The organism is Kitasatospora purpeofusca (assembly GCF_034043715.1).
In the GTDB taxonomy this organism is placed as follows: domain Bacteria; phylum Actinomycetota; class Actinomycetes; order Streptomycetales; family Streptomycetaceae; genus Kitasatospora; species Kitasatospora purpeofusca_A.
The window spans coordinates 26,340-46,905 of sequence record NZ_JAXCLC010000074.1 but is presented as its reverse complement, the minus strand read 5'-3'; the positions used below and the strand labels follow the sequence as shown (position 1 = coordinate 46,905).

The following is a 20,566-nucleotide window of genomic DNA, read 5'->3' as shown; positions in this document are numbered from 1 at the left end:
GCGGGACTATCCGTTGGAGCGGATGATGCGGGACGCGAAGATCACGCAGATCTACGAGGGCACCAACCAGATCCAGCGCATCGTGATGGCCCGCAACCTCCCGTAGCCCAGCCCTCCCGACCCGTCGGGGCCCCTCCTCGGGCACCCGGACCACGGCCGTACACGGGCCGGTCCGGGTGTTCGAGCCCGATGCTATGTTCCGGGAATGAGCGAGAAGGAAGAGCAGGACCAACCGATGAACGACGGGCAACCGAAGCCCGCGATGCGTGAGGCGCTGGTTGCCGCCGCCTTCGAGCTCTTCCTGGAGCGCGGCTTCGAACAGACCACGATCGACGACATCGTCTCGCTCGCCGGGGTCGGCCGGCGGTCCTTCTTCCGCTACTTCCCGGCCAAGGAGGACGTGGTCTTCCCCGACCACGAGCGCGGCCTTGCCGAGATGACGGAGTTCCTGGAGTCCGGCAGCGGCGAGGAGGACCCGGTCCGGCACGCCTGCGACGCCGCCCGGCTGGTGCTGCGGATGTACGCCGAGCAGCCCTCCTTCTCCGTCCAGCGCTACCGCCTCACCCGCAAGGTGCCGGGCCTGCGCGCCTACGAGCTGTCCGTCGTCTGGCGCTACGAGCACACCCTCGCGCACTACCTGCGCGGCCGGTTCGCCGGACGCCCGGAGGGGCCGCTGCGGGCCGACGTGGTCGCCGCCGCCGTGGTCTCCGCGCACAACCACGCCCTGCGCACCTGGCTCCGCTCCGGCGGCGAGAGCGACTGGGTGACCGAGGTGGACCGGGCGATGGCCTTCGTCACCGACACCTGGGGCGAGCGCCCCGCCGGCGGTGACCCGGCGGCGGACGGCGACGGCCCGGGGGAGCAGGACGACGTCGTGGTGCTGGTCGCCAGCCGCCGGGCCCCGCTCTGGCGGATGGTCCAGGGCATCGAGAGCGCCCTCGGCGACCCCCGCCGGGTCCACCAGGACTGACTTTCCGCCTGCGGGCCCCCCTCACCCTGATGGCGCAGGCCCGGCGGGACGCGCCGGGCCCGGACCCGCGGCTGCCGTGCGCGGCCGCCGGCGGCGGGCGAGACTCGGTCGCAGGACGTGGCCGGAGCCGGACCGGCGCGGGGAACGCGACGGAGGCGGACGATGCCCGAGCCGAGCGACGGTCCGAGCAGGAGCGAGGACCCGACGGCGAGGCCCGACCCGACGGCGGGCACCGGCCCGTCGTCCCCTCCCGCCGCGGCGGCGGCCACCGCGAGACAACCCCCCACCGTGCACAGCGTGCTGCGCACCAAGGGCTACCTCGGCCTCCTCCTGGTCTCGGCCCTGGTCGGCGTCCCGGTCTCGCTGGCCGCCTTCTGGTTCGTCGGCCTGGAGCACCAGCTCCAGCACTGGGTCTGGGAGAGCCTGCCCGACGCCCTCGGCCTCGACCGCGCCCCCTGGTGGTGGCCGCTGCCCGCGCTGCTGCTGGCCGGGCTGCTGCTCGTGCCGATCGTCACCCGGGTGCCCGGGCGCGGCGGCCACATCCCGGTGGACGGTCTGGGCGGACCGCCCGCCCCGCCGAGGGCCGTGCCCGGCGTCGTGCTGGCCGCACTCGCCTGTCTGCCGCTCGGTGCCGTGCTCGGCCCGGAGGCGCCGCTGATGGCGATGGGCGCCGGGCTGGCGCTGCTCGCCGTCCGGCCGTCCCGCCGCGCGGCCCGGCCCCAGCTGGTGCCGGTGCTCGGCGCGGCCGGTTCGGCGGCGGCGATCTCCACCATCTTCGGCAGCCCGCTGGTGGCCGCCGTGATGATCATCGAGGCGGCCGGTCTGGGCGGTCCGCAACTGCTGCTGCTGATCATGCCCTGCCTGCTGGCGAGCGGGGTCGGCGCACTGGTGTTCACCGGCTTCGGCCACTGGACCGGGCTCTCGGTCGGCGCCCTCTCGCTGCCCTCGGAACCGCCCGCCGGGATCCCCGACCCCGGCGACTTCCTGTGGGGCCTGCCGGTCGCGGTCGCGGTCACCGTGGTCTGCGTGGCCGGCCAGACGCTCGGCCACCGGGTCAAGGCGTTCACCGTCGGCGACCCGGGGCGGGCCGTGCCGCCGCCGACGGTCCGGCAGACGGCCCTGCGCACGGTGCTGTGCGCGGTCGCGGTCGGCGGCTGCATCGCCGCGTACGCGCTGCTGACGGACCGCTCGCCGGAGGAGGCGGCGCTCTCCGGCCAGGCCACCCTGGCAGCCCTGGCCGCGAATCCGGCGGCCTGGTCGGTGTTCGCACTGCTGATGCTGACGCTCTGCAAGACGGCCGCCTGGGGCATCGCCCTGGGCAGCCTGCGCGGTGGCCCGATCTTCCCGGCGGTGCTGATCGGCGCCGCCCTCGGGGTGGCCTGCGGCCCGCTGCCCGGACTCGGCATCGAGTCGGGCCTGGCCGTCGGCCTGGCCGCCGCGGCCACCTCGGTCACCCGGCTGCCGGTCACCAGCACGGTGCTGGCGGCCGAACTGCTGGGGCCGGACGCACCCGACTCGCTCCCGCTGCTGCTGGTGACCGCGGTGACCTCCTTCGTGGTCGGCGAGCTGCTGCGCGGGCTCATCGAGCGGCGCACTCCTGCGGGGTCGCGCGGCCCGACCGAGCGGCCTGCGGCCGGCTGACCTGCCATCGGCGGGGCGGCCCGGCGGTTCCGACGTCAACACCGATCCGCCCTTTTTCACTCCTTCTTTTCACTCCTTCGAACCAATCCGGGGTTCGGGGCCCTCACCCCGGGCAATTCCGCTCCCGTGACCACTGCCTCGCCCCACCGCCGCGACCGCCGCTCCACCGGCCGCCGCTCCACCGACCGCGGCTCCCGCCGCCCGCTCCCCACACCCCCGCCGAGCGGGACCGGGCCGAGCGCGTCCGGGCCCGCGCCGGCACCGTGCGCCCCGCCGACCGCCGCCTGCTGCACCGTCTCCACCACCGAGCGCCGCTCGCTCGGCGGGACGGTCATCCGCACCCACCGCCACCACCCCCGCTGCCCGGTCTGGGCCGCCCGCTGAAAGCCCCGTGCCCGCCATCGCCGCCCGGTGGTAGAACAGGCCGGACGCCGACCCGCCACCACGGCGGAGCGCTGAGGGGGAACGCATGTCGGAGGCCGACGAGCCGATACACGAGCACCTGGTGGACGAGGCGGCGCTGCGTCCGGGCGGGCGGGTACTCGACCTCGGCTGCGGCACCGGCCCCACCCTGGCCGTCTTCTCCCGCCGTCACCCCGACGCCCGGCTGCTCGGCCTCGACCACTCCGCCGACAGCGTCGCGACCGCCCGGCGCCTGCTGGCCGACCACCCGGGCGGCATCGGCATCGAGACCTCGGACCTGGCCCGGCCGCTCCCGCTGCCCGACCACCACCTCGACGCCGCGGTCTCCTACAACGTGCTCGAATGCCTGCCCGACCCGGCCGCGCTGCTCGCCGAGACCGCCCGGGTGCTGCGGCCCGGCGGCCGGGCGGTGCTGGCACACGTCGACTTCGACTCACTGGTGATCGCCGGCGCGGACCGTGACCTCGACCGGCGGATCTGCCACGCCTTCACCGACGACCAGCAGCCCTGGATGGACCACGTGGACGGGCGGATCGGCCGCAAGCTCCCGGGCCTGGTACGGAACTCCCCACTGCGGCTCGGCCGGGTCCACCCGGTCGTCACCAGCTCCACCGAGCTGACCGGCCACGCCGCCCGCCGGATCGAGGGCATCCGCCACGCCCTGACCACCGCCGCCGAGGAGGGCCGGGGCACCCTCTCCCCGGCGGAGATCGAGGCCTGGCACACCGCCGTCCACCTCGCCGCCACCCGGGGCCGCTTCTTCCTCGCCGAAACCGCCGTCACCGTCACCGCCCACGCCGACTGACCGCGCACCGGTGTCCCACGCCCCGCCCGCCGTCCGGGCCGGCTCTGCGAAGCCGCCGGCCACGCCACGGCGCGGAGAAACAACCGCACGGGGAAACAGCCGCGAGGAGAAGGACCGAGCGGAAAACGAAAAAGACCCCAGACGAATCTGGGGCCTTCCGCTGTGTCCGAGGGGGGACTTGAACCCCCACGCCCGATAAAGGGCACTAGCACCTCAAGCTAGCGCGTCTGCCATTCCGCCACCCGGACGGGGTGTTGTCCTCGCGGCTTCCTTCTGTTCGTCGGCCGCGCTGACAGATGTAACTGTAGCAGCGATCCGCTTCCGGCCCCAAAACGGCCCCGGGCGGGGTAGTGGGGGTTGCGGCGGTGTGTCGGCGTGTTTCCTGGGGGTGGATCCGGGTCGGGGGCTGGGAGAGGATGGGCGGACGTGCTCGTGCGACCCGGGTGCAGGTCCTGGGGCGGCGCTGGGGTGCCGGTGCGGGCCAGAGACGAGGAGTGACCGTGAGCGAGCGGAGCGAGTCGAAGGTGACGGGGGAGTCCGAGGTCGCCGACATCTGCCGCGATCTGATCCGGATCGACACCAGCAACTATGGCGACGGTTCCGGTCCGGGCGAGCGGAAGGCGGCCGAGTACGTGGCCGAGCAGCTCGCGGAGTTCGGCCTCGAACCGCAGATCATCGAGTCCGCCAAGGGACGGGCGTCCACCGTCGTCCGGATCGAGGGCGAGGACCGGTCCCGACCGGGCCTGCTGATCCACGGGCACACCGATGTCGTGCCGGCCAACGCGGCGGACTGGACGTACGACCCGTTCTCCGGCGAGATCGCGGACGGCTGCGTCTGGGGGCGCGGCGCGGTCGACATGAAGGACATGGACGCGATGACCCTGGCCGTGGTGCGCGACCGGTTGCGCACCGGCCGCAAGCCCCCCCGGGACCTGGTGCTGGCCTTCGTCGCCGACGAGGAGGCGGGCGGCACCTACGGCGCGCGTTACCTGGTGGACAAGCACCCGGGTCTCTTCGAGGGCGTGACCGAGGCGATCGGCGAGGTCGGCGGCTTCTCCTTCACCGTCAACGACCGGACCAGGCTCTACCTGGTGGAGACGGCCGAGAAGGGCATGCACTGGATGCGGCTCACGGTCGAGGGCCGGGCCGGGCACGGGTCGATGGAGAACGACGACAACGCCATCACCGAGCTGTGCGAGGCGGTGGCCCGCCTCGGGCGGCACCAGTTCCCGCTGCGCATCACCAAGACTGTCCGGGCCTTCCTGGACGAGCTGTCGGACGCGCTCGGCGTCCAGCTCGACCCGGAGGACATGGACGAGACGCTCCGGGTGCTAGGCGGCATCGCCAAGATGATCGGCACCACGCTGCGCAACACCGCCCAGCCGACCATGCTCGGCGCCGGGTACAAGGTGAACGTGATCCCCGGCCAGGCCACCGCGCACGTGGACGGCCGCTTCCTGCCCGGCTACGAGGAGGAGTTCCTGGCCGAGCTGGACAGCGTGCTCGGCCCGCGGGTGAAGCGGGAGAGCCTGCACTCGGACAAGGCGATCGAGACGAGCTTCGACGGGGCCCTGGTCGAGGCGATGCAGACCGCGCTGCGCGCCGAGGACCCGATCGCCCGGGCGGTGCCCTACTGCCTGTCCGGCGGGACGGACGCCAAGTCCTTCCAGGACCTCGGGATCCGCTGCTTCGGCTTCGCCCCGCTCCAGCTGCCGCCGGAGCTCGACTTCGCCGGTATGTTCCACGGGGTGGACGAGCGGGTGCCGGTGGACGGCCTGAAGTTCGGCGTGCGGGTGCTGGACCGGTTCCTCGACGCCTGCTGACCGGGACGGGAGCCGCGCGGTGGTCCACCGCGCGGCTCCCGCGTTTCCGGACGGACGCCGCCCCGGAAGTTCGATGACCTGTTCGTCGTATCACCGGTCCGGGTGAATGCAACGTCTGTTCCGTACCCCGTTTGCCGCAATCTCGTTCCTCCCTGTGATGGCCCGGAGCCGATATCCGGGTGTTCATACAGGAGGAATGATGAAGGTCAAGAAGATCGCCGCCGTGACCGCCGCCACCGGTGGCCTGGTGCTCGCCGTCGCCGGTGTGGCCTCCGCCCACGGCGGGGCCGGTGCCGAGGGTGTGGCCGCCGGTTCCCCGGGTGTCGTGGCCGGCAACCAGATCCAGATCCCCGTGCACATCCCGGTCAACCTGTGCGGCAACAGCATCAGTGTGATCGGCGTGCTGAACCCGGCGTTCGGCAACCACTGCGCGAACGTCTGATCCTCGGTCGGTCGTGGAGTCGGGCCCCCGGGCGGCGGACGCGCCGCGCCGGGGGCGCCTGCGTTTCCGGGGCCGCCCCCGAGACGACCCATGACATCCCTCGAAAGAGTGAATGGGGGCTGCACGGCTCAACCTCCGTGCGGGTTGCTTCGTTTTCCCCCATACAGCCGAGGACCTCTCCGCCCAATCGGAAATTCCGACTTTCGGAAGGTCGTCACGTCGTCTCGAAATGTCAGGGGAAAATATGAGGAACGCAGCCAAGAAGGGGCTCCTCACGGCCGTGGCCACCGGCAGTGTGCTGGCCTCGACAGCCGGCTACGCCAGCGCGACCGCCGGGGCGGAGGGCGCGGCAGTGGGTTCGCCGGGTGTCGCCTCCGGGAACTCGGTGCAGGTGCCGGTGGAGGTGCCGATCAACGTCTGCGGCAACACGGCCGACGTGATCGGCGTGCTGAACCCGGCGTACGGCAACAACTGCGCCAACGCCTCCGGGCGTCCTGGCGGTGCGCACGCGGGCGGCGGTAAGTCGGCCCCGGGCAGCGGTAAGTCGGCCCCGGGCGGCGGCAAGTCGGCCTCGGGTGCCGGCGCCTCCGGCGCGGCCACCGGCTCACCAGGTGTCGTCGCCGGGAACAGCGTCCAGGCCCCGGTGCACATCCCCGTCAACGCCTGCGGGAACTCGATCGATGTGGTCGGCGCCGCCAACCCCGCGTTCGGCAACGAATGCGGGACCACGGCCGCGCCCGCGCACACCGCTCCGCCCGTCACGCCCGACGACGACTGCCCGGAGGAGCACGGCTCGCACAACCCGCCGCCGCCCGCCACCGGCCGGCCCTCCACCCCGCCGGTCACCCAGACCCCGAGCAGCGGCGGGACCACGCCGGGCACGCCCAGGAACGGCGGCCCGTCCGAGGCCACGCCGTCCGGCGGCGGGGCGGTCGCCACCCCGGGCAGCGGCCCGGGCGTCCAGCAGGCCCGCCCGGCGGCCGCGCGCACCGGAAGCCCGTCCGCGGCCCCGGTCGCCACGGCGGGCAGCCAGCTCGCCTCCACCGGCGCCGGTGACACCGAGCTGCTCGGCGCGGCCGGTCTGGCCCTGCTGATCGGCGGCGGCGTCCTCTACCGCCGCGCCCGCGCCGGCGCTCGCTGAGCACTTCCGGCGCCGGACTCCCCGGCACACCGGCCCCGGGCCCCACGGCCCGGGGCCGGTGCCGTGCCGGGACGCAGGGGAGGGGCGGCGGTGTCAGGAGGCCCCGCCGGGAGGGCAAGGAGGCCGGGCAGGGCCCCCGGGGTCGGGGCCGCGGGCCCGGATGCGGGAGGCCCGCAGTGCCCCGGCCCCGCCGTTCAGTCGCCGTTCGGCCACCGTCACCGGCTCCGGACGGTCACCAGCCCTGGACCGTCACCAGCTCCGTACCTGCCGGATGATCCGCCGGCGCAGCAGCACCGTCCGGCTGCCGTCCGGGAGCAGTCGGAGCCTGTCGAGCTCCCAGTGCCCGTACTCGGCGTGATCGGTGAGGAGTTGGCGTGCCGCGTTGCGGGACGTCCCGCGCGGCATGCGCAGTGACTGGTACTCGTACTCCGGCTGCCGGACCAGCTTCGGTGGGGTCAAAACGCTCCTCCTGTAGGACGCCTCCGAGCAAGCCTACGGCCTGCCTCCGACAGCGGGCCCGGGCATTTTCGGCCGCCCCGGCCCGCACCTGGCTGACTGGATATCAGTTCCGTTACCGCTGTGGTCGGCATACCCCGGGCGCGACGGGTGAAGCGACTCCGGGGCAGGCCCGCGCGTGCGCCCGGCGCGCGCCGTCGAGGGCTTCCCGGCAGGGGGACAGAAGCATGCGGAACGGACATCAGGGGGGAAGTTGCGGTGAAATCGCGGGTGTAGGTGACAACCGCTGTGCGTACCGGCACCGGGGGGAGATAGCGTCTGCACCATGTCTGATGCCGCGCAGCCCACCATTGCCGAGGTACGCGCCGCCGCCGAGGCGGTCAAGGCCGCCATCGACCGTCATCTGGAAGCGGTGTCAAGCCCCAGCGCAGCGGACGATTCCGCTGTGTCCACCGCCTACGAGCAGCTCGCGACGGCGGCCATCGCGTACGACCAACTCCTCTACGAGGTCTACGACGAGGTGACCCCCTTCGAGGTCCCCGGCGACGAGGGTCCGGGCGGGTACCACGGACCCGAACAGCCCGAGGCGATCAGCGTGCTGATCCGCCGGGACTACCACATCGTCGACCCGAAGCGGCTGCGTGCCCAGGCCGAGCGGCTGGACGACTCGCTGACCCCGGAGGGGGCCGCGGGCGATGGGGTGAACGCCGCGATCGGCGTGCTGTTCGGTGAGTTCGAGCCGGACGAGATCGCCGCCCGCAGCGAGGAGTTCGGGCTGGAGGAGGGCGACTCCACGCTCTGGGTGGCGGCGGCCGAGCCGAGCGAGCCGGGGGAGTGGCTGCCGGAGCCGTTCGAGCACGCGGATCCGCAGCTGCTGATCTGCCGCTTCGACGTCAGCGAGGTCTACGACGACGAGGAGCTCGACGACTGACCCCGGGCCCGGTCCGCCGGCGGTGACGCCGAGCTGGGCGAGGAGGGTCGTGTTGTCCTCGATGTGCCAGTCCTCGGTGATCCGCCGCGCACCGACGTGCTGGATGTCGATCGCGGTGAACTCCACGGCCTGCCCGCGGCCGGCCCGTCCCTCGAACACCCCGGTGAAGTGCCCTCGGAACACCAGCCGGGCGGTGAGCTTGTCCCCCGTGACCAGGAGGTCCGCCAGCTCGCAGCGGAGATCGGGCACGGCGGCCCGGAAGGTGCGCGAGGCGACGGCCGGGCCGGTGGGCCCCTGCGGCCGCCCGGCCGGGAGGGTGTTGTCCCGGAAGTCCCGGTCGACGGCGGCGTCCAGGTAGCGCTGCTCCCCGGTGTTCCAGAAGGTGTAGAGCTGCTGGGCCAGCCGGATCTCCTGCGCGGCCCGGCCGGCCCCCAGCGAGCCGTCGACGGTGAGCGCACGGGGCCGGACGAGGTCGGGTGAGCGGTCCACCAGCTGCCAGGCCCGGTCCGCTCCCGGGGCAGCGCTTCGGTCCGCAGAGCTTCGGCCGGCGGAGTCCCGGCCGGTGGAGTCGCGGGCGGTGGCGGCGGTCGCACCGCCGAGGACGGCGGTGGCGGCGAGCAGGCCGGCCAGGGAGCCGGCGAGGATGGCGGAGGCGGGGCGGAACCGCCGCTTCGGACGCATGATTTCGGACGTTCCTCTCGGGGGACGGCCGGCGCGGAGGTGCGCGCCGGGGATGTCCTCACCCTCCGCCGGTGCGGTGCCATGCGTCCAAGGCTTGCTTTCTACCGGACCGATGAATCCTGTTCATGCGGGGGCGCGCGGGCGGGCCGGGCGGGCAGCCGGGTGGGCGCGCAGCAAGGCGGAGGGGCCCTCGGCGGACGAGAGGCCCCTCCGCGCGGTCCGGTGTACGCGGACCGGACGCCGTCGGCGGCGGCGGTCAGTACTGCTGTGCGGCGTTCTCGGCGAGGATCGCGCGCAGCCGCGTGGTGCGCGGCACGGCCGGGCGCTCGGCGACGGCCTGCGGGAGCGCCGGTCCGGCGGCGTGGACCACCGAGAGGTGCCGCTCGCCCCGCCCGAACGCGGTGTACACCCACTGCCGGCTGAGGGCCGCCGCCGCGTCGTCCGGCACGACCACCACCGCGCCCGGCCAGTGCCGGCCGACGGCTTGGTGGACGGTCAGCGCCCAGCCGTGCCGCAGCTTCTGGGCCTCGGCGGGTGCGACGGTGCGGCGGGTGCCGTCCGGGTACTCCAGGTGCAGACCGGCGGCGTCGCCGTCGACCACCCGGGCCAGCCGGGTGTGCCCGGGAGCGGGCGAGTCGGCGACCCGGTCGCCCGGGTCGAAGCCGGCGAACCGGCCCGGGCCCGGGTTGAGCCTGGCCTTGGCGGCCGCGTTCAGCGCGCGGGTGCCGGCCCCGCCGCCGTGGCCCGGGGTGAGCAGGACGACCTGCTCCGACGGGATGCCGAGGGCGCGCGGGATGGAGTCGGTGAGCAGCTGGACGGCACGGTGGACGGCCTCCCCGCTGTCCTTGGCGGTCAGGATGACCACCTCCTTGTCGGGTGCCTCGACCGGCTGGAGCTCGCCGATGCCGACGCCGGAGACCAGCTCGCCGATCGGGCCGAAGTCCGGGGTGCGGGAGGCGACGGCCGGGCAGACCTTGGCGGTGAGCAGGTCGGCGAAGAACCGGCCGGGACCGGCGGACCACAGCTGGCCCGGGTCGCCGCTGAGCACCAGCCGGGTGCCGTCGGCGAGCGACTCCAGCAGGGTGGCGGCCAGCTCGACGTCCAGCAGCGGGGCGTCCAGCACGACCAGCAGGTCGAGCGCGAGCGTGCCGTCGGGGGAGCGGCCGGGGCCGGCGGCGCCGGCGAGCAGCTCGGCCAGCGTGGCGACGGGCGCGGGGGCCGGGGTGTCGGCGAGCGGGGTGAGCGCGGCGAAGGCGTCCCGGCCGTGGTCGGTCCAGGTGGCGGCCCAGGCGCGCAGCCCGAGGCCGGTGGCAGTGGCCAACAGGGCGGCCGGCTCGGCGCGGGCCGCCTCGCCGCCGGTGTGCAGGACGAGCGCGCTCCCGGCGGCGGCCCGGACCAGGGCGGCCGCGGAGGAGGACGGGGAAGCCTCGGCGGCGGCCTCCCAGGCGGCCGGGCCGGGCGCGGCGGGCGCCTGCGGGGCGGCGTCGGCGCCGGTTCCCGCGTCCGCTTCCGCGCTGTCCGCTTCCGCGCTGTCCGCTTCCGCGCTGTCCGCTTCCGCGCCGGGTGCTTCCTCGTCGTGCGCCTTCTCGGACGCTTCGTCGGTCGCCTCCTCGTCGGCTTCGGCGGCGGCTTCCTCGGCGGGCGCCTCCTGGTCCTCGCCGGGCACGAAGGTGGACATCAGCCGGACCAGGCCGTCCGCCAGGCTCTCCTCCGCCAGCGCGAAGCGCTCCAGGGCGAGCAGGGTCCGGGTCGGCGGCTCGTCCTCCTCGTCGTCGCCGCCCGCCGCGTGCGCCTCGGCACCGGTGAGCTCCTCCTGGAACGGCATCGCCCGGCCGTCGAGCACCGCGGCCTGGACGGCGGCGGCGGAGTCCGGTACCCCGAGGCGCTCCAGCCCGGCGGTCACCTCGCCGATCTCCAGGGCCGAGTGGCCACGCAGGGCCGCCTGCTCCAGCAGCCAGCCGACCAGCGCCTGCGACCGTCGGGGGTCGCCCGGTCCGGCCGCCGGGCCGAGCAGGCCGCGGGCGAAGCCGTCCGCGTGCTCGGGGCGGACGCCGGGCAGCGAGAGCACGGCCCACGGGTCCTCGCGGAGCTGCTCGGCCGCGCCGTCGCCGAACACCGACACGGCGGCGACGGCCAGCTCGGCCGGGGCGCCCCCGGCGCCGAGCACCTCGGCGGTCGCCCGGAGCGCCTGCGCCCGCTGCTCGTCGGTCACCACCCGGGCGGTGGCGGTGGCGGTGCCTTCGGCAGGGGTGGTGGGCGCCGCCCCGTCCTCCGGTGCCGAGGGCGCGGCGGCGCCCGGTCCGGAGCGGCCCACCGAGCGGACCCGCTCGGCCAGCGCCGCGACGGCGGCCGCCCGGTCCGCGGCCCCGTCCGCACCCGGAGCACTTGTGTCCGCGGCCCCGTCCGCCCGGTCCGAGCCCCCGTCCGCGCCCGCGGTGGCAGCGCCCGTGTCAGCACCCTCGTCCGCGCCCCCGTCCGCATCCGCCGGGCCCGGCTCCGCCGACGCCTGCGCGGGCACGGCGCCGCCCGTGTCCGGGCTCATCGAGGACTCCTCCGGGGCGCCGTTCTCCGCGTCAGTCATCGTCCGCTCCACAAAAGCTCAACTCCACTGCTGGGTACCGACCGCCCCGTGCTGCGGGCGGACGGCTGTTCGGGCCGGCCCGGGCCGCGCGGGGCGGCCGGGTCGGCGGTCGGTCGGTCGGTCAGGCTCGGGTACGGGGTCGAGCGACCGCTACAGCTCGCTCCACCCCTGGTCGGGGTAGCGGTGGACCGGCGCCGAGATGTCGTCGAGCGCACCGCGGATCTCCTCCGGAAGCGTAAGCGCCTCCACCGACAGCGCCGCCTGCAGCTGCCCCACGGTGCGGGCCCCGACCAGCGCGCTCGCCACCCCGGGGCGGTCCCGGACCCAGGCGAGCGCGACCGCCAGCGGGCTGCTGCCGAGCCCGTCGGCGGCGGTGGCGACGGCGTCCACGATCCTCCGGGGACGTTCCCCGAGGTACGGCTGGACGAACCCCGACAGGTACGGCGAGGCACCGCGCGAGTCCTGCGGGAGGCCGTGCCGGTACTTGCCGGTCAGCACGCCGCGCCCCAGCGGGGAGGCGGCGAGCAGCCCGACCCCGGCGTCCTGGGCGGCGGGCAGGGCCTCCCGTTCGATGCCGCGCTGGAGCAGCGAGTACTCCAGCTGCGCCCCGGCCAGCGGCACCCGCCCGTGGTGGGCGTTCTGCCAGGTGGCGGCCTTGGCCAGCTGCCAGCCGCTGAAGTCGCAGGCTCCGACGTAGCGGGCCCGGCCGGAGGAGACGGCGATGTCGAGGGCGCTGAGGGTCTCCTCGACGGGGGTGGCCGGGTCGAACGCGTGCAGCTGCCAGAGGTCGACGTAGTCGGTGCCGAGCCGGCGCAGCGAGGCGTCGAGCGCGGCGAGCAGGTGCCCGCGCGAGCCGTCGAAGCGGCGGGCGGCCGGGACGCTGCCGGCCTTGGTGGCGATGACCAGGTCCGAGCGGGGCACGAGGCTGTCGGTGAGCCGGGAGAGCAGGTACTCGGCGTCGCCGTCGGCGTAGACGTCGGCGGTGTCGACGAGGTTCCCGCCGGCGTCGACGAATGCCTTGAGCAGGTCCGCGGCCTCCTGCTCGTCGGTGGCACGGCCCCAGGTCATGGTGCCGAGGCCGAGCCGGGAGACCTGCAGCCCGGTGCGGCCGAGGTGACGCTTTTCCATCGGACGTGCCCTCTTACTGGCCGTAGGTACGGTGGCGGCGCGGCGGCACCGGCCGGCACCGCGGCCGCACGGCCGGGACGACGGGGACGAACGCGCAGGTGGGGCGAGGCGCCTCCACGTCGGCTGAGCGTAGCGGCCGGTGCCCGGGCAGGTGTGCAGACCCGCAGGACGCCCCCGGCCCCCGGCGCGGGACGGTCCGGCGCCCCGCACGGGACGGTCCGGCGTCCCGCACGGGTCGTCCACGGCCCCCGCCACGCGGCCGGAATGTGACCCGGACCACTCCTACCGGCCAGTAGCATGTCCGCCGGACGCGCCGCTACCCTCACGACACCACCGACTGGAAGGCAGTGCCCATGCGACTCGGCATCAACCTCGGCTACTGGGGACTCGGCATGGACGCCGACAACATCGCCGTCGCCCAGGAGGCCGACCGGCTCGGCTACTCGGTCTGCTGGGCCGCCGAGGCCTACGGTTCGGACGCGGCCACCGTGCTGTCCTTCGTCGCCGCCCGGACCGAGCGGATCGACGTGGGCTCGGCGATCTTCCAGATCCCGGCCCGCACCCCCGCGATGACCGCGATGACCGCCGCCACCCTGGACACCCTCTCCGGCGGCCGCTTCCGGCTCGGCCTCGGCGTCTCCGGACCCCAGGTCTCCGAGGGCTGGTACGGCGTGAAGTTCGACAAGCCGCTGGCCCGCACCCGCGAGTACGTGGAGATCATCCGCAAGGCGATGTCCCGCGAGCGGCTGGTCCACGAGGGCGCCCACTGGACACTGCCGCTGCCCGGCGGCCCCGGCAAGCCGATCAAGCTCACCGTGCATCCGGTGCGCGAGCACATCCCGCTGTACATCGCCGCGATCGGCCCGAAGAACCTGGAGCAGACCGGCGAGATCGCCGACGGCTGGCTCGGCATCTTCTTCGACCCGGCGCACGCCGCGCTCTCCCTCGACCCGCTGAAGGCCGGCCGGGTCCGCGCCGGCGCCGAGGCCGGCCGGGAGTTCGAGGGCTTCGACGTCTGCCCGACCGTCGCCATCGCGGTCGGCGAGGACATCAAGGCGGGCGTCGACTCGCAGCGCTCCTACACCGCGCTCTACATCGGCGGCATGGGCAGCAAGGAGAAGAACTTCTACAACCAGCTCGCCCGCCGGATGGGCTACGAGCAGGCCGCCGACGAGGTCCAGGAGCGCTACCTGGCCAGGGACTACGCGGGCGCCGCCGCCGCCGTCCCGCACGAGCTCATCGACGCCACCTCGCTGATCGGTGACACCGCCCGGATCGCCGACCGGATGCAGGCGTACGCCGACGCGGGCGTCACCACGCTCACCCTGGCCCCGGCCGGCTTCACCCTGGACGAGCGGATCACCGCGCTCCGCACCGGCGTCGCGGCGCTGGAGCGGGCCGGCCTCGCCTGACCGTCGCACCCCGGGCGGCACCGTCCCACCGGCGACGGGGCCGCCCGGGAACGACGAACGACGGGGCCACCCGGGAACGACCGGCGACGGGGCCACTCGGGAGCCGACCGGCGGGCCGCCCCAGGGCGTGGTCCGAAAGACCCGCCCTACAACCAGTCGTGCCGCTTGAACACCCGGTGCAGCAGCACGCAGACCACCACCATCAGCGACACCGCCGCCGGGTAGCCCCAGGCGTGGTGCAGCTCGGGCATGTGCTCGAAGTTCATCCCGTACACGCCCGCGATCATCGTCGGCACGGCGGCCAGCGCCGCCCAGGCCGAGATCTTCCGCATGTCGTTGTTCTGCTGCACGCTGACCTGCGCCAGGTTGGCGGCGAGGATGTCCGAGAGCAGCCGGTCCATCCCCTCCACCTGGTCGTTGGCCCGGGCCAGGTGGTCGGAGACGTCCCGCAGGTAGGGCTGCGCCTCGGCACGGACGTACGGCACCCGGCCGCGGTCCAGCCGTATCATCGGCTCGACCAGCGGGCCGGTGGCCCGGCGGACGGTGACCAACTGCCGCTTGTAGCCGTAGATCCGGCTCGCGACGTCCCGGCCCACCCGGCCGGGGGCGAACACATCGGCCTCCAGCTCGTCGAGGTCCGCCTGGAGCCCGACCACCACGTCCAGGTAGCCGTCCACCACCGTGTCGCAGACGGAGTGCAGCACGGCACTCGGGCCGTACTTGAGCACCTCCGGCTGCTCCTCCAGCTCGGCCCGCAGGTCGCCGAGCGGGGTGTCGGCGCCGTGCCGGACGGTCATCACGAAGTCCTCGCCGAGGAAGAGCATCACCTCGCCGCTGGTCACCGCGTGGCCGCCGGGGTGGTAGCCGAGGGTCTTGAGCGTGACGAACAGCGAGTCCTGGTACGCCTCCACCTTGGGCCGCTGGTGGGCGCCGACCGCGTCCTCGACGGCCAGCGGGTGCAGGCCGAACTCGTCGGAGACCTGGTCGAGTTCCTCGGCGGTCGGCTCGAACAGGCCTATCCAGACGAAGCCGCCGGGCCCGGCCTTCCGCGCGGCGGCGAGGGAGCCGGCCGGGCCCGTGGGCGTCGCGACCGGGCGGCCGTCCCGGTAGATGGCGCAGTGGACGATCATGCGCGCCATTCTCGCCCCTGGCGCCCTTCCGAAACATCCGCCGCGACGACGGTTCGCCCCGGCACCGCTCTCCACCGTTCCCCGCGTCCCCCGTGTCCCACCCGCACCCGCCCCGCGCCCCTCGCCGACCCCCCGCCGCGCGCCCGTCCCGGCCCCGCCGCGGCGCCCCGACCAAGATCCGGAAGCCCGCCCGCCCAGGTCCGGCAGGCCGTAGGGTGGGCCCATGCCGACCCTGCTGCTCGTCCGCCACGGCCGCTCCACCGCGAACACCGCCGGAATCCTGGCCGGTTGGACGCCGGGCGTGGAGCTCGACGACACCGGGCGCGCCCAGGCCGCCGCGCTCGCCGACCGGCTCGCCCCGCTCCCGCTGGTCCAGGCGGTCAGCAGCCCGCTGGAGCGCTGCCGGCAGACCCTGGAGCCGCTGCTCGCCGCCCGCCCCGAGCTGGCCGGTCCCGAGCGCGGCGGCGCCGCGCCGGGCGAGCCCGCGCTCGACGAGCGGCTCGGCGAGTGCCACTACGGGGAGTGGACCGGCCGCCCGCTGGCCGAGCTGGCCAAGGAGCCGCTCTGGCGCACCGTCCAGGACCACGCGGCGGCGGCGGCCTTCCCCGGCGGCGAGTCGCTGCGCGAGCTGAGCCACCGCACGGTCGACGCGGTCCGCGAGTGGAACGAGAAGATCGCCGCCGAGCACGGCGAGGACGCGGTCTGGATCGCCTGCTCGCACGGCGACGTGATCAAGGCCGTGGTGGCCGACGCGCTGGGCCTGCACCTCGACCACTTCCAGCGGATCAACGTCGACCCCTGCTCGGTCACCGCGATCCGCTACACCGCGCGCCGCCCGTTCGTGCTGCGGATGGGCGACACCGGCGACCTCGCCTCCCTCGCCCCCCGGCCCGCCGCCCGCCCCGGCCAGGCCGGGGCGGGCGGGGACGCCGTGGTCGGCGGTTCCACCGGCGCGGTCTAGGAAGCCGCCTCCCGGGTTTCGTCGGGTCAGGCCGTCGCGAGGAGCATGCCCCCCGCGCCGTGGCCCCGGCAGGGATCCAGGAGGCAGACCCCGAGCCCGCCCGCCCCCGGGCTCGGCTCCCCGGCCCGGCCCGGGAGGTCGTAGGGTGGCCAGTGGGCCCCGGCGCACCCCGCCGCACCCCGGGACCACCGGGCCCGACCCCGAACCCCGTGGCGTCCCCGACGTCCACGACGATCGACACGATCCGGAGCGAGAGCGTGCCCCGTCAGGTCCACTTCTACGACCAGCCCGAACGGTTCGTGGCCGGCACCGTCGGCCAGCCCGGCGCCCGGGCGTTCTACCTCCAGGCCAGCGCCCGGGGGCGGATCACCAGCGTGCTGCTGGAGAAGGCCCAGGTCGCCGCGCTCGCCGAGCGGATCGAGGAGGTCCTCGACGAGGCCCTGCGCCGCAGCGGCGGCGAGGCCGCCATCCCGGCCGCCGCCCCGCAGGAGCTGCTGGACACCGCGCCGCTCGACCTGCCGCTGGAGCAGGAGTTCCGGGTCGGCACGATGGCGCTGGCGTGGGACACCGTGGACAGCTGCCTGGTCGTCGAGGCGCAGGCGCTGATCGAGGAGGAAGAGGGCGAGGAGGAGGGCGCCGCCGTCTTCGAGGACGACGAGAACGGCCCCGACATGCTCCGGGTGCGGCTCTCCGGCGCGATGGCCCGGGTGTTCGCCAGACGCGCCCTGGACCTCGTCGCGGCCGGCCGCAAGCCCTGCCCGTTCTGCAACCTGCCGCTCGACCCGGAAGGCCACCTGTGCCCGCGCGCGAACGGGTACCGGCGCTGAACGCGTCACCCGCCCCGGCCGGCGAGGTCGAGCCGCCGCGCGCCGACCCCGCCGGAGCCGCCGCCCTCGCCGCCGACCCGCCGACCGCGCTGCGGCTGCTGCGGGAGGGCGCGCTGACCGTGCACGGCCGGCTCACCGACGCCTCCAACGCGGCCCTCTACTGCACCGTCGGCACCGACGGCCTCGCCGCGCAGGCCGTCTACAAGCCGGTGGCCGGCGAGCGCCCGCTCTGGGACTTCCCGGACGGCACCCTGGCCGGCCGCGAGGTCGCCGCCTACGAGCTGTCCGCCGCCACCGGGTGGGGGCTGGTCCCGCCCACCGTGCTGCGTGACGGCCCGCACGGCCCCGGCATGGTCCAGTTGTGGGTCGAGCCCGATCCGGACGCGGACCCGCTGCTCGCGCTCCAGGACCCGGGCGGCCCCGAGGACGGCTGGCTGCCGATCGTCCGGGCCGAGGTCGGCGACGGGCGCACCGCGTTGCTGGTCCACCCCGACGACGCGCGGCTGCGTCGGCTCGCGGTGCTGGACGCCGTCCTCAACAACGCCGACCGCAAGGGCGGCCACCTGATCCCGGCCGCGGACGGCCGGATCTACGGCATCGACCACGGCGTCACCTTCCACCGCGAGGGCAAGCTGCGCACCCTGCTCTGGGGCTGGGCCGGGAGCCCGCTGCCCGAGGAGGCGACGGCGGTGCTGGCCGGGCTGGCCGGGCAGCTGGACGGCGCGCTGGGGCAGCGGCTGGCCCCGCACCTGACGGCGGCCGAGCTGGACGCGACCCGGGCCCGGGTGGCGGCGCTGCTCGCCGCCGGCAGCCATCCGCTGCCCTCCGAGGACTGGCCGTCCATCCCCTGGCCGCCGATCTGACGGTCCGGCGGGCCGTCCCACCCGGGGTTCGAAGGCGGGCCGCCCCGCCGGGCCACCCGTCCACGGCCGCCCCGCCGGACCACCCTTCCACGGGTCCTTCCACCGGACAGTGGTCTGGACCGGTGCCAGGTCCCGGCCGCACACTGCGACGATGGACGAGCGACGGACCACCCCCCACCTGGACCTGCCGCTGCACCGCCTCCAGGTCCCGCTGCCGCATCTGCTCCCGTTCGCGATCGGCAGTTTCGACACCATCGGCCCGCTGTCCCGGGCCGGCTTCCCCCACCGGCACTCCTTCTTCGAGATCGTCTACGTCACCGGCGGCCGCGGCGCCCACGTCCTGGACCTGGTCCAGCGCCCGCTCCGGCCGCCGCAGTTGTGCGTGATCGCGCCCGGCCAGGTGCACCACTGGGTGGACGCGGACGACCTCACCGGCCAGGTCGTGCTGTTCAACGAGGACTTCCTCCTGACCAACCCGCAGGACCTCGCCGCGCTGCGCTCCCTGGCCGGGCGCCCGGCGGTGCGGCTCGGCGACCAGGCCGGGCCGATCGCCGCGCTGCTGGCGGACATGGAGGCCGAGTACCGGGCCCGCCCGGCGGGCTATCCGGGCGTGCTGCGGGCCAGTCTGCACATCCTGGTCGTCCGCGCCCTGCGGGCCTGCTCGCCGGCCGGCCCGGGCGCGCTGCCGAGCCGCTCCGGCGACCTCGCCGCCGCGTTCACCCGGCTGATCGCCACCCCTGGCGGAGTGCAACGCTCGGTCGCCTCCAGCGCCCAGGAGTTGGGGGTCTCCCCGGGGCACCTCCAGGCGACGGTCAAGCAGGCGACCGGCCGGACGCCGGGGCGGCTGATCCGCCAGCAGCAGACGCTGGAGGCCAAGCGCCTGCTGGCCTGCACCGAACTGACGGTCCGCCAGGTGTCCCGCGAGGCCGGGTTCGGGGATCCGGCGTACTTCTGCCGGTTCTTCCGCCGGGAGACCGGGATGACGCCCGGGGAGTTCCGGGCGAGGGTCGGAGGAAATCACCACGATCCCCGGATCGGGTCCATCGCGGCGGGTCCGGAGGGCCCGTAGGTTGACTGTCGGCCACCGGCGGACGCCCGGCGTGAGCGGGCGGGCCACCGGCCCGGTCCTTGTCATGCCCCCACCATGGCAAGGGCCGTCATTCCCATCGGCACCCTTCCATTCGGCACCCTTCCATCGAAACCGGCAGATCCCCCACCCCACACCGAAGGAGTCGGCGCATGCCCGCGTCCGAAGAGCCCGTCACCGGGACGGACGGTCCCACCGACCGCCTGATAAGCCGCAAGACCGTCCTCCGGGCAGCCGCCGTTCTCGGCACCGCCCCCCTGCTGGTCGGCGGCGGCGTCGCCCTGGCCCGCGACCGGGTCGGCACCGGCGAGATGCCGGACTACACCCCCGAGTGCCACGACGGCGACGCCCCGACCGTCGAGCAGACCGAAGGGCCGTACTTCAAGCCCAACTCGCCGCTGCGCACCTCGCTCATCACCGACAGCACCCCGGGCACCAGGCTCACCGTCAGCGGCTATGTCTTCGGCCGCGCCTGCCTGCCCCTGTCCGGCGTCCTGTTGGACTTCTGGCAGGCCGATGTGAACGGCGCCTACGACAACGCCGGGTTCACCTTCCGCGGCCACCAGTTCACCAACGCCCAGGGCGCGTTCAGCCTCACCACGATCGTGCCCGGCCTCTACCCGGGCCGCACCCGGCACATCCACGTCAAGCTCCAGGCGCCCGGCCGGCCGGTGCTCACCACCCAGCTGTACTTCCCGAACGAGCCGCGCAACAGCACCGACACCATCTACGACGCGCGGCTGCTGATGAACGTCCGCCAGGTCGGCTCGGCGAAGGAGGGCACGTACGACTTCGTGCTCAACGTGCCGCAGACCCCGACCCCGACCGCCACCCCCACCGGCCCCACCACCCCGCCCACCAGCACGCCCCCCACCACGCCGCCGGGCGGGACCTGGGCCGCGGGCACCCTCTACAACGCGGGCGACCGCGTCACCTACGGCGGCGTCTCCTACCGGTGCCTCCAGGGGCACACCGCCATCGCGGGGTGGGAGCCGCCGAACGTGCCGGCCCTCTGGCAGCGGTTGTAGCGGCTCCGGCCGTATGCCCGGAGGGTCGTGGGCGCCCGGTCGGCGGCAGGGCCGACCGGGCCGCCCGTCCGCCCGGACCGCCCCGCGTGGCCGTGCGCGGGGCGGCTCCGGCGTGGTCCTGGCGGGTCCTGGCGGGTCCTGGCGCGGTTCCGCGCCGGCGGTCCGGCGCGGGCGGCCGGACACAATCGGTCAGGAACCGTCAGAGTCGCGAAAGCAGATCGAATCCAGTCGATCTT

At 75.0% G+C, this 20,566-nt stretch carries 19 protein-coding genes, 1 tRNA gene and 1 pseudogene; 15 read left to right on the top strand and 6 right to left on the bottom strand.

Going from position 1 to position 20,566, the window contains the following annotated elements; all coding sequences use genetic code 11:
- From SM793_RS29970 to SM793_RS29950, 5 genes are all read left to right on the top strand, one after another.
- A partial coding sequence (locus SM793_RS29970) for an acyl-CoA dehydrogenase family protein (RefSeq protein WP_320441406.1) occupies window positions 1-106 on the top strand: 106 nt, incomplete at its 5' end.
- Between the two features lie 156 nt (window positions 107-262).
- Complete coding sequence (locus tag SM793_RS29965; RefSeq protein WP_320441442.1) at window positions 263-970, top strand: TetR family transcriptional regulator; 708 nt, start codon at window positions 263-265, stop codon at window positions 968-970.
- 162 nt (window positions 971-1,132) lie between these two features.
- Window positions 1,133-2,611, top strand: coding sequence for a chloride channel protein (locus SM793_RS29960; protein ID WP_320441440.1), 1,479 nt, complete (start codon window positions 1,133-1,135; stop codon window positions 2,609-2,611).
- Window positions 2,612-2,737: 126 nt separating this feature from the next.
- Window positions 2,738-2,995, top strand: coding sequence for a hypothetical protein (locus tag SM793_RS29955; RefSeq protein ID WP_320441439.1), 258 nt, complete (start codon window positions 2,738-2,740; stop codon window positions 2,993-2,995).
- A gap of 85 nt (window positions 2,996-3,080) precedes the next feature.
- Entirely contained in the window at window positions 3,081-3,839 is a 759-nt protein-coding gene (locus SM793_RS29950) for a methyltransferase domain-containing protein (protein WP_320441438.1), read from the top strand.
- A 163-nt stretch (window positions 3,840-4,002) separates the two neighbouring features.
- Here SM793_RS29950 and SM793_RS29945 read toward each other — a convergent pair.
- Window positions 4,003-4,087 (bottom strand) — tRNA-Leu (locus SM793_RS29945).
- Window positions 4,088-4,339: 252 nt separating this feature from the next.
- Here SM793_RS29945 and SM793_RS29940 point away from each other — a divergent pair.
- The 3 genes from SM793_RS29940 (at window position 4,340) to SM793_RS29930 (ending at window position 7,245) form a co-directional block, all read left to right on the top strand.
- Window positions 4,340-5,662 carry a M20/M25/M40 family metallo-hydrolase gene (locus SM793_RS29940; protein ID WP_320441437.1) on the top strand — a complete coding sequence of 441 codons (1,323 nt, stop codon included), beginning with the start codon at window positions 4,340-4,342 and terminating at the stop codon, window positions 5,660-5,662.
- 199 nt (window positions 5,663-5,861) lie between these two features.
- Entirely contained in the window at window positions 5,862-6,104 is a 243-nt protein-coding gene (locus SM793_RS29935; RefSeq protein ID WP_413816062.1) for a chaplin, read from the top strand.
- Between the two features lie 244 nt (window positions 6,105-6,348).
- The gene (locus tag SM793_RS29930; protein ID WP_320441435.1) at window positions 6,349-7,245 is read left to right on the top strand and encodes a chaplin family protein; all 897 of its coding nucleotides are present in this window, start codon (window positions 6,349-6,351) and stop codon (window positions 7,243-7,245) included.
- A gap of 249 nt (window positions 7,246-7,494) precedes the next feature.
- Here SM793_RS29930 and SM793_RS29925 read toward each other — a convergent pair whose 3' ends face one another.
- Window positions 7,495-7,689, bottom strand: a complete 195-nt coding sequence (locus SM793_RS29925; RefSeq protein WP_255360265.1) for a DUF5703 family protein — start codon at window positions 7,687-7,689, stop codon at window positions 7,495-7,497.
- Window positions 7,690-8,026: 337 nt separating this feature from the next.
- Here SM793_RS29925 and SM793_RS29920 point away from each other — a divergent pair, with 337 nt between their 5' ends.
- The gene (locus SM793_RS29920) at window positions 8,027-8,632 is read left to right on the top strand and encodes a hypothetical protein (protein WP_320441434.1); all 606 of its coding nucleotides are present in this window, start codon (window positions 8,027-8,029) and stop codon (window positions 8,630-8,632) included.
- 42 nt (window positions 8,633-8,674) lie between these two features.
- On the opposite strand, the pseudogene SM793_RS29915 reads toward SM793_RS29920, so the two are convergent.
- The 3 genes and pseudogenes from SM793_RS29915 to SM793_RS29905 form a co-directional block, all read right to left on the bottom strand.
- Window positions 8,675-9,313, bottom strand: a pseudogene (locus SM793_RS29915) (ester cyclase); the annotation flags it as partial.
- Window positions 9,314-9,569: 256 nt separating this feature from the next.
- The gene (locus SM793_RS29910) at window positions 9,570-11,894 is read right to left on the bottom strand and encodes a helix-hairpin-helix domain-containing protein (RefSeq protein ID WP_320441433.1); all 2,325 of its coding nucleotides are present in this window, start codon (window positions 11,892-11,894) and stop codon (window positions 9,570-9,572) included.
- Between the two features lie 150 nt (window positions 11,895-12,044).
- Window positions 12,045-13,022 (bottom strand): aldo/keto reductase, encoded by a 978-nt coding sequence (locus tag SM793_RS29905; protein ID WP_320441432.1) that lies wholly within the window; start codon window positions 13,020-13,022, stop codon window positions 12,045-12,047.
- 353 nt (window positions 13,023-13,375) lie between these two features.
- Here SM793_RS29905 and SM793_RS29900 point away from each other — a divergent pair, with 353 nt between their 5' ends.
- Complete coding sequence (locus tag SM793_RS29900; protein ID WP_320441431.1) at window positions 13,376-14,434, top strand: LLM class F420-dependent oxidoreductase; 1,059 nt, start codon at window positions 13,376-13,378, stop codon at window positions 14,432-14,434.
- Window positions 14,435-14,580: 146 nt separating this feature from the next.
- Here the strand turns inward: SM793_RS29900 and SM793_RS29895 are convergent, their stop codons facing one another.
- Complete coding sequence (locus tag SM793_RS29895) at window positions 14,581-15,564, bottom strand: magnesium and cobalt transport protein CorA (RefSeq protein ID WP_320441430.1); 984 nt, start codon at window positions 15,562-15,564, stop codon at window positions 14,581-14,583.
- A gap of 223 nt (window positions 15,565-15,787) precedes the next feature.
- Here SM793_RS29895 and SM793_RS29890 point away from each other — a divergent pair, with 223 nt between their 5' ends.
- The 5 genes from SM793_RS29890 to SM793_RS29870 all read left to right on the top strand — a co-directional run bounded on the left by SM793_RS29890 (window position 15,788) and on the right by SM793_RS29870 (window position 20,330).
- Window positions 15,788-16,525, top strand: a complete 738-nt coding sequence (locus SM793_RS29890; RefSeq protein WP_320441429.1) for a histidine phosphatase family protein — start codon at window positions 15,788-15,790, stop codon at window positions 16,523-16,525.
- Between the two features lie 257 nt (window positions 16,526-16,782).
- Window positions 16,783-17,352 carry a DUF3090 domain-containing protein gene (locus SM793_RS29885; RefSeq protein ID WP_320441428.1) on the top strand — a complete coding sequence of 190 codons (570 nt, stop codon included), beginning with the start codon at window positions 16,783-16,785 and terminating at the stop codon, window positions 17,350-17,352.
- 89 nt (window positions 17,353-17,441) lie between these two features.
- The gene (locus SM793_RS29880; protein ID WP_413816063.1) at window positions 17,442-18,215 is read left to right on the top strand and encodes an SCO1664 family protein; all 774 of its coding nucleotides are present in this window, start codon (window positions 17,442-17,444) and stop codon (window positions 18,213-18,215) included.
- Window positions 18,216-18,366: 151 nt separating this feature from the next.
- Window positions 18,367-19,284, top strand: coding sequence for a helix-turn-helix domain-containing protein (locus SM793_RS29875; protein WP_320441427.1), 918 nt, complete (start codon window positions 18,367-18,369; stop codon window positions 19,282-19,284).
- A 170-nt stretch (window positions 19,285-19,454) separates the two neighbouring features.
- On the top strand, window positions 19,455-20,330 hold the full coding sequence (locus tag SM793_RS29870) for a carbohydrate-binding protein (RefSeq protein ID WP_320441426.1): 876 nt from the start codon (window positions 19,455-19,457) through the stop codon (window positions 20,328-20,330).
- Window positions 20,331-20,566: the final 236 nt, after the last annotated feature.